The 8,106-nt window shown below is 63.8% G+C and carries 6 protein-coding genes and 2 pseudogenes; 6 read left to right on the top strand and 2 right to left on the bottom strand.

The genetic code is table 11. From position 1 onward, the window contains the following. Window positions 1-911 (top strand): hypothetical protein (locus WAN71_RS04805; RefSeq protein WP_422224236.1); only part of this gene is annotated, 911 nt, incomplete at its 5' end. Continuing rightward, window positions 811-4,320 (top strand): annotated as a pseudogene (locus tag WAN71_RS04800) (alpha/beta fold hydrolase); the annotation flags it as partial. The gene WAN71_RS04805 and the pseudogene WAN71_RS04800, both read left to right, overlap by 101 nt. A 206-nt stretch (window positions 4,321-4,526) precedes the next feature. Here the strand turns inward: WAN71_RS04800 and WAN71_RS04795 are convergent. Continuing rightward, window positions 4,527-4,847, bottom strand: a pseudogene (locus tag WAN71_RS04795) (FHA domain-containing protein); the annotation flags it as partial. After that, complete coding sequence (locus tag WAN71_RS04790; protein WP_422224235.1) at window positions 4,848-5,153, bottom strand: DUF732 domain-containing protein; 306 nt, start codon at window positions 5,151-5,153, stop codon at window positions 4,848-4,850. 739 nt (window positions 5,154-5,892) lie between these two features. On the opposite strand from WAN71_RS04790, the gene WAN71_RS04785 reads away from it, so the two are divergent. The 4 genes from WAN71_RS04785 to WAN71_RS04770 form a co-directional block, all read left to right on the top strand. Beyond that, window positions 5,893-6,240 carry a hypothetical protein gene (locus WAN71_RS04785; protein ID WP_422224234.1) on the top strand — a complete coding sequence of 116 codons (348 nt, stop codon included), beginning with the start codon at window positions 5,893-5,895 and terminating at the stop codon, window positions 6,238-6,240. Window positions 6,241-6,265: 25 nt separating this feature from the next. Beyond that, window positions 6,266-6,955 (top strand): M15 family metallopeptidase, encoded by a 690-nt coding sequence (locus WAN71_RS04780; RefSeq protein WP_422224233.1) that lies wholly within the window; start codon window positions 6,266-6,268, stop codon window positions 6,953-6,955. 94 nt (window positions 6,956-7,049) lie between these two features. Next, window positions 7,050-7,862 carry a class I SAM-dependent methyltransferase gene (locus WAN71_RS04775; protein WP_422224232.1) on the top strand — a complete coding sequence of 271 codons (813 nt, stop codon included), beginning with the start codon at window positions 7,050-7,052 and terminating at the stop codon, window positions 7,860-7,862. 78 nt (window positions 7,863-7,940) lie between these two features. Then, window positions 7,941-8,106, top strand: a 166-nt coding sequence (locus WAN71_RS04770) for a methylmalonyl-CoA mutase family protein (RefSeq protein ID WP_422224237.1), incomplete at its 3' end; no start/stop codon positions are given.

Raw genomic sequence — 8,106 nt, 5'->3', positions numbered from 1 at the left:
GCTGGCCTGCTGCCGGGTCACGGCGGCGGTGGCGGGCGCTGCGCGAGGACGCCCGCCAAACCGCGCGCGACATCCCCGGTATCGGCCGCGCCGTCGTTGCCGCAGCACGATTGGCCCGGCGTAACCGCGCCCGTGCCCGATCAGCCACCCCGCTACTTACCGCGCCAGCGGCGCCGCTTGCCGGAGCGGACGAATTCATCACTATCCCAACGGCAACGGTCTTTGTCGACGCCGACGAGTGGGACGTCCGTGCACACTCACTGGGAGGGACGAGCAACACGCTGCTTGCGGGATTGGCGGCCCGCCTCGCGCAGCGGGTGGGACGGGTCACCGCAGACGGCTCGGTCGCCTTGACATTGCCCGTCAACGAGCGCACCGCCGGCGATACCCGCGCCAATGCAATCACGAATGTCGACCTCACGGTCGACCCTGCACCTGCGACGACGGACCTGCGCGAGATGCGGGCCGCTATCAAGCAAGCGCTCATCCGCTGTCAGGAGGTGCCCAACGAACGGTGGGAATTGCTGCCCCTCGCTCCTCTGGCGCCGCAGTGGTTGCTAAGGCGAATGGTCAGCGTTTCCGCGGGCAGTGCGACCAGCGTCGTTTCATCCAACGTTGGTGTGGTCAACCCGGCCACCTACCGGCCAGACGGCACCGACGCCGACTACTTCGCCATGAAGTCTCTCGGCCCGGGCATGACCAAGGCGATCATGCACCGGCTCGGCGGATTGCTGGTGCTGCTCTCGGGAAGAGCGCACGGACGCATCTTCGTTTCGGTCCTTGCGTATCAGCCGGGCCGTCCCAACTCGAATGACGGCTTGCGACGGGACTTTTCGAGCGCTATCAGCGACTTCTCGCTCACCGCTACGACGGGCTGGCCATGCCCTGATCCAGTCACCGGGGCGCAGTAAGCGTCCCATCGACGACGAGCGGGTGACCCGCTCCCGCCCCCCGCTTGACCACACGAACGAAGGGTTCACCGTGGCTAACCAGTCCGGCGCCGCCGGGACCCCGACGCGCACCGATGCGTTTTCGGTGCTGGGTCGCTTCGTGGTCCGCGCACCGTGGCTGATGATCGCCGCCTGGGTCGTAGTGGTCGGCGTGCTGGCCGTGGCCTTCCCCCCGTTGACGAAGGTGGTGGAAAGCCAGACCGTGCGGCCGCTGCCGCCCAAAGACATGGCGGCCGCCGAGCAGATGGCCAAGGATTTCGGTGAATCCGCGCAGAACGTTCTCGTGGTCGTACTCACCGACAACCGGGGTCTGCGACCTGGCGACGAGGATGCCTACCGCAAACTGGCCGCTACGTTACGCGGCGACAGCAACGATGTGACCGGCGTACAGGACGTCAGCACCACGCCCGCACTGCGCCCAATGATGGTCAGCGCCGACAACAAAGCGCTCTACATGGCGGTGAATCTCAGGGCGCCTCCCGGCTCCCCCGAGTCCTCGCGCGCCTACCAGCGGATCACAGAAATCGCCAAACGCTCCACCGCGGGCTCCCCGCTGATCGCGGACGTGACCGGACAGGCGGCCATGGTCGGCGACCTGTCGATCGTCAGCACTCGCGACATGCACCGGATCGAGATTGCCACCGCATTGTTGGTGTTGGTTATCCTGCTGGTGATCTACCGACGACTCGTGACCGTGCTGCTGCCTTTGATCACCATCGGAGTTTCGGTGGCCTCGGCCCAGGGTGTCGTGTCCGCGCTCACTCAGCTCGGACTTGGGGTGTCTGCGGCGACGATCGCGTTGATGACCGCGATGATCGTCGGCGCCGGCACCGACTATGCCGTCTTCTTGATCAGCCGCTACCACGAGTACATTCGCTCCGGTATCGACTCCGACCTGGCTGTGCAGCAGGCGCTGAGCTCCATCGGCAAGGTCATCGCGGCGTCGGCGGCCACCGTCGTCGTTACCTTCTGTGGCATGGTCTTCACCCGTCTTCCCGCCTTCACGAGTGTGGGCCCGGCACTTGCCGTTTCGATCGGGATCGCGTTTCTTGCCGCCGTCACGCTGTTGCCCGCCATCCTGGTGCTCGCGGGTCGACGCGGATGGGTGACGCCCCGACGGGCGCTCACCGGCCGGCTGTGGCGGCGGTCAGCCGTTCAGATCGTTCGCCGGCCCAAAGCCCATCTGTTGATCAGTTTGTCGGTGTTGATCGCGCTGGCGGCCTGCGCGGCTTTCCTGCGGCCCACCTTCGACGACCGCCTGCAATTACCGCAATCGGCGCAGAGCAACGTCGGCTTTTCGACGATGGAAAACCACTTCTCGACGAGTACCCTTCTGCCGCAATACATCTACGTGCGCGCGCCCCAAGACCTGCGGACATCGCGGGTCCTCGCCGACCTGGACCAAATGGCGCAACGCGTGTCTCAGCTGCCCAACATCGCCGCGGTGCGCGGCATCACGCGACCTACCGGCCAGCCGCTCGATCAGACCAAGCTCAGCTTTCAAGCCGGACAGGTCGGCACCAACCTCGAGAACGCCTCGACACGGATCAGCGACCGAACCACCGACCTCGACGCATTGACCAGTGGCGCCGACAAACTCGCAGCAAGCCTGGCCGAGGTTCGCGACCAAATCCGAAGCGCCAGCGGGTCCATGACCGAGCTCACCGCGACGCTGAACCAGGTGCAGCAGCAGCTCGCCACAGCGGCCCAACTGCTGGACACCATACGCGGACTCGCGAACACCAACGGGTCTGTTTTGACGCTCGCCGCCAGTGTCGGCGACTCGGCGGGCCCGATGATCGACGCTTTGAACAACAGTCGGCAATGCAGCGCCGACCCGGTGTGCAGCGCCGGCCGCTCCAACCTCGAAGGGCTTGTCCAGGCGCGAAACAACGGCACGTTGGACACCGCGCAGAGAGCGACGGCGCAGAACGTGCAGTCGACAGTGCAGCATCTGAGCACGCTGTTGGCAACGGCAGGCGGCAGTCTGCGGGCGCCGGGCATCAATAGTCCTGCCGGTGTGCCGCAAAGGATCGCCCAAATGCAGGAAGGCGCCGACGCACTGGCCGACGGCAGCCAACGGCTGGACCAGGGTGTCCGGGTACTCGTCGATCAGACCAAGCAGATGGGTCTGGGAATGAACCAGGCGGCCGACCTGCTGCTGTCGATGAAGCGTGACGCCTCACAAACCTCGATGGCGGGGATGTACATCCCGCCCAAGGTGCTCACCTCGGACGACTTCAACAACGCCGCGAAGATGTTCATCTCGCCCGACGGGCATTCGGTGCGCTACGTCGTCGAGACGAAATTCAACCCCTTCAGCCCAGCCGCGATGGACCAGGTGAAATCGATTCTCAATACGGTTCGCGGCGCGCAGCCGAACACCTCGCTCTCGGATGCCGAGATATCGGTGGTCGGCCCCACCGCGATGTACAGCGCGATCCGCAGCTACTACGACGACGATGTTCGACTGATCGTCATGATGACACTTCTCGTTGTCTTCGCCATCCTCGTCCTGCTGCTCCGCGCAATCGTAGCTCCGCTGTATCTCATTGCCTCCGTGGTGATCTCGTTTCTATCGGCCGTGGGTGTGGGAGTCGTTTTCTTTCAGTTCGTGCTGCATCAGGCGATCTATTGGAACGTGCAGGCGACGGCATTCATCGTTTTGGTCGCGGTCGGGGCGGACTACAACCTGCTGTTGATCACCCGAATTCGTGAAGAGTCAGGTTCGGGGATCCGGTCCGGCATCATTCGTGCGGTCCGTTCGACGGGTGGTGTCATCACCTCGGCCGGCATTATCTTCGCCGCCTCGATGTTCGGCTTGTTGTTCGGCAGCCTCTCGACCATGGTGCAGACCGGCTTCATCATCGGCGTGGGCCTGCTCATCGACACGTTCGTGGTGCGCACCATTACGGTGCCGGCCCTGGCGGCACTGATCGGACGGGCGAACTGGTGGCCCTCCAAGCCCACTGCCGCCAAGGTGGCGTCGTCCGACATCCCGATAGCCGCAGAGACCTCCGCCGCCGACGTCGGTTTCTCGAATGTTCGCAAAGCCCGCAGCACAAGCTGTTTGGTGGGGGAAGCCGCGATTGAGAGGGCTGAGGGGCGATCGCGGGGCGAAGCGCATACCACCCAGGTGTTTTCTGGCAGCGCCCTATCGCCGCCGGCCTCCGCACGAGGTGCTGCGCTCATCAAACGCGGTGATTATTCGCTCGGCGCATTCTCAGTGTGGCTGCACGATCTTCTAGATGAACTTGATATCAGCCAGGTGACGTTGGTGGGTCAGTCCCTTGGCGGCGGTGTGGCCATGCAGTTCGTCCATCAGCATCCCGATGACTGCGAACGGCTTGTGTTGATCGGTAGCGGCGGTCTAGGTCCGGAAGTGGGCTGGACGCCGCGACTGTTATCAGCACCGGGCGCTGAATTACTGCTTCCTGCGATCGCGCCACCCGCGGTGGTCGCCTTCAACCGGTTGCATTTCTCGTCGGGGCCTCCCACCCTGTTGATTTGGGGTGACCACGACCGCATCATCCCCGTCGCCCACGAGGGTTCCGAGGGTTCCGAGCTTCTTCGTCTTCATGACCCCTCGCTCTCAGTGCCGTCGGTTGTGGGGCCGCTCAGGAACATCAGTCGAAATTTTCCGATCTGCACCTCGTCGCCGTTGGCCAGTACAGCCGAGTCCACGGGCTCACGGTTGACAAAGATGCCGTTGAGGCTCCCGACGTCGACAACCCGGAATTGGGCGTTGACGCAGCGGAAGAACTGGGCGTGCTGGCGGCTGGCGGTGATGCCGTCGAGGAAGATATCGCTATTCGGCTGACGTCCGGCCGTCGTGATGGCCTGGTCGAGCGGGAACCGCGCCCCGGCGTTGGGGCCCCGCTTCACCACCAGGGCCGCTCAGCAGTGAGGGGCCCAGCACCTCTGATTGGCGCAATAGGTCGAATGTGCAAGGTTCACCATGGATCCGACTTGTCCGAACGTAACGTCATCCGCGTCCAAGTTGGCGTGGACTTGCTGGGCAATCTGGTCTGGCGTCCAACCCCACCCGAGATCGTCGCAGATGAGGTACGCCATCCCGATGATGGCGTCTTCGTGGCCCGGCGGCCAAGTGAAGCCGAAGGTGCCCAGTTGAGCGAGGTAGGCGTCATTAGTGGGATCGGCAGTCGCAATCGCACCACTAGTAACCAGCGCAGCGCCAGCCATAACGGGGATGGTCAGTCTGACCAGCCAGCGAGGTAAGGGCATTTGATGCGCTTCCTTTCTTCTTGGCGTTGACGATGCCGCCAGTGTGCGGGTCCAAAGCGGCACAAATATGAAGAATGGCGAAAGCTGGGAAAAAGCTTTGTTTGAGCGCACAGCGTAAATGCCCGCGATACGGCGGTATTCGTCGCTAATTTTCTATAACTTTGATGGAGCCAATCACGTTGTGACACCGAAGGTTTCACGACAGTTGCGATGTTCTGGCAACCCTCGACCGAAAAGCGGAAGGTCGCCGGCTCGATCCCGGGCCTGGCCACCAGGAGGGCGTCAGTCGCGCCTAACCCCCGTAGGTAGGCCCTTGCACGCCATCGCGATAGGTAATGCATTTCTGTGATGGCCCCGTGCCGGTGCAACATGTCTCGATCAGGCTCGGGTTCTGACCGAAGTGAGGTGATACCTGCTCCGACGTGTATTGCCCGCCGGAACTCTTGCAACTGTCCTCAATATCGGTTTGCGCGTGGGCGAGAGGCGCGGCAAAGATCGTCACCGCAGCCGCAATTCCGAGAGTGGCCGCGGGCCTGGCACTTAAAACAGGGCGCTTCATGTTCCTCCATAGCTCTGACGGCGACAGTTTACCCGCCGTGCGCTCCTGCGCGGTGTTCCCTGAAGGCAGGTAAACTACAAGGATGTAATTCGGCGTGGCGCGGGCGGCGGTCGCCCTCGCCGACCAAAGGAACGGCCCATGGACCCACTCAAAATTTGCAGCGTTGATCTCGACGATCGGGATCCTTTTCGAGCGACGTTCAACGTGCACCTGTCCCGCGACATGACGGACTTCGAGCGTCAGACGCTGCCCCCGCTGCTCTCCGGAAGATTCTCACCGTCAGAGGCTCGAGGTTCGGCGGTGGTCGCTATCAGAAACGCGACCATCGCGATGATCGAAGACCACCGGGACCTGCTCAAGCAGATCGTCGCGGAAGCCGAATCTTTGGCCAAGACAATGGCACACGATCAACACGCGGTTGCCGCTCAAGTCGCGGCCAGAGTGGAGGATGTCCGGCAACGCGCTGCCGCCATCGACTGGAGCTAAAGAATCAGTCGCGGATAATAAGGCGATGACACCAGCTCGATTGCTTGCCGCGCTGGTTCTCGTGGTGTCCGCGACCAGCTCGGGTGCACGCGCCGACGCCGACGTGCCCCCGCTGAGCGCCGAGGCGCGCTCAGCGGGATTTGTCGACGTCCGCTCCGTGGTTCCCAACGCGGTAATCGATCTGCGCTATGCAACGCCGAACAACTTCACCGGCATGCCGTTGTATCCGGCCGATGCCCGCTGCCTGGTGCATGAATCGATGGCTCCCGGGCTTGCCAGTGCCGCAAAGGCATTGGGTTCGCAAGGACAGGTGCTCGCGTTCTGGGACTGTTATCGACCGCACGCGGTGCAGGTCAAGATGTTTGATGTTGTGCCGAATCCGGCGTGGGTGGCCAAGCCTGGCCCCTATGCGAAAAGCCATGAGGCCGGGCGTTCGGTCGACGTGACAATGGTGACCGCACAACAGCAATGCCCGCCTGCGCGGCAGCTGGCCGGCTGGTGCCTGGCCGATATGGGAACCGACTTCGACGACTTCTCGCCGCGCGCAACAGCCTTCGCCACTGACGGCGTCAGCACGGACGAGCAGGCGAACCGGGCCCGGCTGCGCGACGCGATGAGTGCCGGCGGGCTGTCGGTCTACTCCGGTGAATGGTGGCATTTCGACGGCCCCGGCGCCGGCGTCCAGCGTCCGATCCTCGACGTCCCGGTCGACTGAGTATGTCTCACATTATGAGATTACTGTTTCGTATTGTGAAATAGCGGGCGGTAGCCTTCAGTGCGAGCATGGTTCGATCGCAAGGAGCCGCACGATGAACACCAATCTCCAAGCCGTCTACACCCACGGGCATCACGAGTCGGTGCTGCGTGCGCATCGCAGGCGCACCGCGACGGACTCCGCGGGCTATCTGCTGCCGCACCTGCAGCCGGGGATGTCACTGCTTGACGTGGGCTGCGGCCCCGGGACCATCACCGTCGACCTCGCCGCCCGCATCGCGCCCGGCCGGGTCGTGGGTGTCGAAATGACCGATGAGGCTTTGGATCTGGCCCGTGCAGAGGCGCAGGCGCGCGACCAGTCCAACATCGCGTTCGTGACTTCTGATGTGCATGCGCTCGACTTTCCCGACGACACCTTCGACGTCGTGCACGCGCATCAGGTGCTGCAACACGTGGCCGACCCGGTGCAGGCGCTGCGGGAACTGCGGCGGGTATGTGTGCCGAACGGGATCGTCGGGGTCCGTGACGCGGACTACGCCGGATTCATTTGGTTCCCGCAGCTCCCGACGCTGGACCGCTGGCGCGAGCTCTACGCCGAGGCGGCCCGCGCCAACGGCGGCGAGCCCGATGCGGGGCGGCGGCTGTTGTCGTGGGCCCAGAAAGCGGGGTTCGACGACATCACACCGACGGCCAGCACGTGGTGCTTTGCGACGCCGGAGACCCGCGATTGGTGGGGGCGGATGTGGGCCGACCGGATCATCGAATCAGCTCTGGCCCGTCAGCTGGTGGACTCGGGGATGGCCACCACCGCGGAGCTCAACGAGATCTCATCGGCATGGCGGGACTGGGCGGCCGCGCCAAATGGCTGGCTGGCGATCCCGCATGGCGAGCTTCTTTGCCGGGCCTAGCAAAGCCCGCTGGCCTTCTTTAGCCCGGTCAGCCTGCGGTATTGGCATTCTCTTTTTTTGCAAGTACGTTATCAATCGATGGATAACCACACCGAAACCTCGTCCGGCATCCCGCTGGAACCCGTGTACGGGCCGGGGGATCGTGGTACCGAGCCGCCGCCGCCAGGCACCTATCCCTTCACCCGGGGCAACTTCGCCAGCGGCTACCGAGGCAAGCTGTGGACATTTCGGCAGTATTCCGGAT

The organism is Mycobacterium sp. (genome assembly GCF_049280035.1).
In the GTDB taxonomy this organism is placed as follows: Bacteria; Actinomycetota; Actinomycetes; order Mycobacteriales; family Mycobacteriaceae; genus Mycobacterium.
This window is presented reverse-complemented; position numbering and strand designations above follow the sequence as displayed.